Genomic DNA, 2,556 nt, shown 5'->3' with positions numbered 1-2,556 from the left:
GTGCGCCGTGAGGCGCTTGTTGATCGAGCGGAGGTGAGAGACCGTCGCCGCCGAGCCCGTCGCAGCGGGCCGGTGAAGCTGAGGGCAGCCTGACCCGGGAGGTGCTGGGATTGGGTGGCAAGCGGCCCTGACAAAGCCATGGCGTGCTGGTACTGCCAGACGGCGCGGGTGTGGCGAGCGTGGCGAAAAGGTATACGTGAGGAACCGGCGTTTACGCCTCTCCAAGACGCACCGGCTCGAAACCTGGCGGATCTGGGCCGGAGGCGACGCGCACCTGCCCGTGGTGAACGGGTGGGGAACTCTCCTGAGGTTTGCAAGGGCCGACGGGGAGGCCGTGGTGACGTGCTGCGGGTTGTAGCCATGGCGATGTCGCAGGGGCCAAGTCGGGTGCCTCCTTCGCCGAGCGATCGATGAGTGAACACGGGAACCGTCTCGACCCTGCCGACTGCGGGCGCGGCCAGCGACCGCGGTGGGTTGGGTCCACCGTCGACCGATCGGGTCGGGACGGGGCGGAGCCGTCGTAGTAGTCCGAGGCCGGGAGAGCCGGTCACATGGCGAAGGGCGGCAGCGGTATTCGAGCAGTGAGGAGATGTCATGGCGGCAGACGCGTCGGTGAATATCGGCGCTCCACCGGTTCGGGAGTACCCGGCCGCGTGGGTATCGCAGATTCAGACCAAGCTGCACAGTTGGGCGGCGGCCGATCCTGGCCGTCGGTTCGATGACCTGTTCAACCTCGTGCACGACCCGGCCACGCTGATCGTGGCGTGGAACCGGGTCGCGGACAATCGCGGGGCCAAGACAGCGGGTTCGGACGGGTGGACAGTTGCCCGGATCGAACGCGAGGTCGGGACCCACAAATTCTTGGACGACCTTCGCTCCCTGATCAAGTGCGGGGAGTACCGGCCCCAACCGGTGCGGGAACGCAAGATCCCCAAACCGGGCGGGTCGGGAAAGGTCCGACGCCTGGGCATTCCCACGGTGACCGACCGGGTCGTTCAGGCTGCGTTGAAGCTGGTGCTGGAACCGATCTTCGAGGCCGACTTCGTGCCGGTCTCTTACGGGTTCCGGCCACACCGGCGCGCGCACGACGCGATCGCCGAGATCCACCTGTTCGGTTCCCAGGGCTATCGGTGGGTGCTGGACGCGGATATCGAGGCGTGCTTTGACCGGATCGACCACACCGCCCTGATGGGCCGGGTCCGTGGCCGGGTCAAGGATAAGCGGGTGCTCGCCCTGGTGAGGGCGTTCCTCAAAGCCGGGATCCTCAGTGAACTCGGCGAGTTCGAGGACACCCACACCGGGACACCGCAAGGCGGCATCCTCTCACCACTGCTGGCCAACATCGCGCTGTCGGTCCTCGACGAGGCACTGCACGCGTCATGGTCACCGGGGGCGGAGATGTCCACAGCAATGCGGCGACGCAGGAGGAGGTGGAAAGACCTGCCGAACTGGCGCCTGGTCCGCTACGCGGACGACTTCGTGGTGCTCACCGATGGGTCCGAACCCCACCTGACCGAGTTGCGCGAGGAGATCGTTCGTGTGCTGGAACCGATGGGGCTGCGGCTGTCGCCGGCCAAGACCCGGATCGTGCACATGAGCGAGGGGTTCGACTTCCTCGGGTTCCACATCCGGTGGGACCGCAAGAGGGGCACCAACAAGTGGTACGTCTACACCTTCCCGGCCCAACGAGCCCTGCAGTCGGTGAAGGCGAAGATCCGTGCCCTGACCCGCAGGACATCACAGGCGGACCTGAAGGACACGCTGATCCGGATCAACCAGATCACGCGTGGCTGGGCGAACTACTTCCGGCACGCGGCCGCTACCCGCACCTTCGACCACCTCAGGCAGTTCACCTGGTGGCGGATCGTGCACTGGCAGCGCACCCGACACCGTTGGAAGTGGCACGACATCCGCAACTGGCTGGTCGGCCCCACGGGCCGGTGGCGACCCATCCACGCGGACGAGATCGACCTGTTCAACCCCACCAGCATCCCGATCCGTCGGTACCGCTACCGGGGCAACGCGATCCCCAACCCCTTCATCCGCCTGTCCGAACCAGCCTGAGTGCAGAAACCGTGGAGAGCCCGGTGCGGTGAAAGCCGCACGCCGGGTTCGGAGAGCGGCCCGGGGAAACCGACCCCGAGCAACCGAGGCACCGCGCCCCGGGCCGACTCACCTGCACCCGACCCGCCCGACCACTCAGAGCCGATGAGCATCCCTGCGACCGCGACCACGTGATCCCCCACAACAGGGGCGGACCGACCTGTGTGTGCTCGATCGCCCCCCTGTGCCGCCGACATCACCGGTTGAAGACCCACGGCGGCTGGACCTACCACGTCCTCGAACCCGGGTCGTATCTGTGGACCAGCCCGCACGGCTACCAGTTCCTCCGCGACCACACCGGCACCCTCGACATCTCCCACGACCGCCGGCGCAGCGACCGCCGACGCAGCGCACCCCCAGCCGACACCTGACCACCCCGCCCCGCACCCGCCCACACCGGGCGGCGCTCAGAGATGCCCTGGGTGGCAGCCGACGCCCTTCGCGTCCCTACTG

2 protein-coding genes are annotated in these 2,556 nt (G+C 67.6%); both read left to right on the top strand.

Going from position 1 to position 2,556, the window contains the following annotated elements; genetic code table 11:
- The first annotated feature begins 594 nt into the window (after positions 1–594).
- Positions 595–2,064 (top strand): group II intron reverse transcriptase/maturase, encoded by a 1,470-nt coding sequence (gene ltrA / locus VFV09_03030; protein HEU4866680.1) that lies wholly within the window; start codon positions 595–597, stop codon positions 2,062–2,064.
- A 242-nt stretch (positions 2,065–2,306) separates the two neighbouring features.
- Positions 2,307–2,474, top strand: coding sequence for a hypothetical protein (locus tag VFV09_03025; GenBank protein HEU4866679.1), 168 nt, complete (start codon positions 2,307–2,309; stop codon positions 2,472–2,474).
- Positions 2,475–2,556: the final 82 nt, after the last annotated feature.

This window comes from Actinomycetota bacterium, from assembly GCA_035759705.1.
In the GTDB taxonomy this organism is placed as follows: Bacteria; Actinomycetota; CADDZG01; order JAHWKV01; family JAHWKV01; genus JAJCYE01.
The sequence above is the reverse complement of the archived record's forward strand: the minus strand, read 5'-3'. Positions and strand labels throughout refer to the sequence as shown.

What these genes read in the sequence shown, in the direction of transcription:
- ltrA (HEU4866680.1), top strand. Translation starts at nt 595, where the DNA reads ATGGCGGCAGACGCGTCGGTGAATATCGGCGCTCCACCGGTTCGGGAG.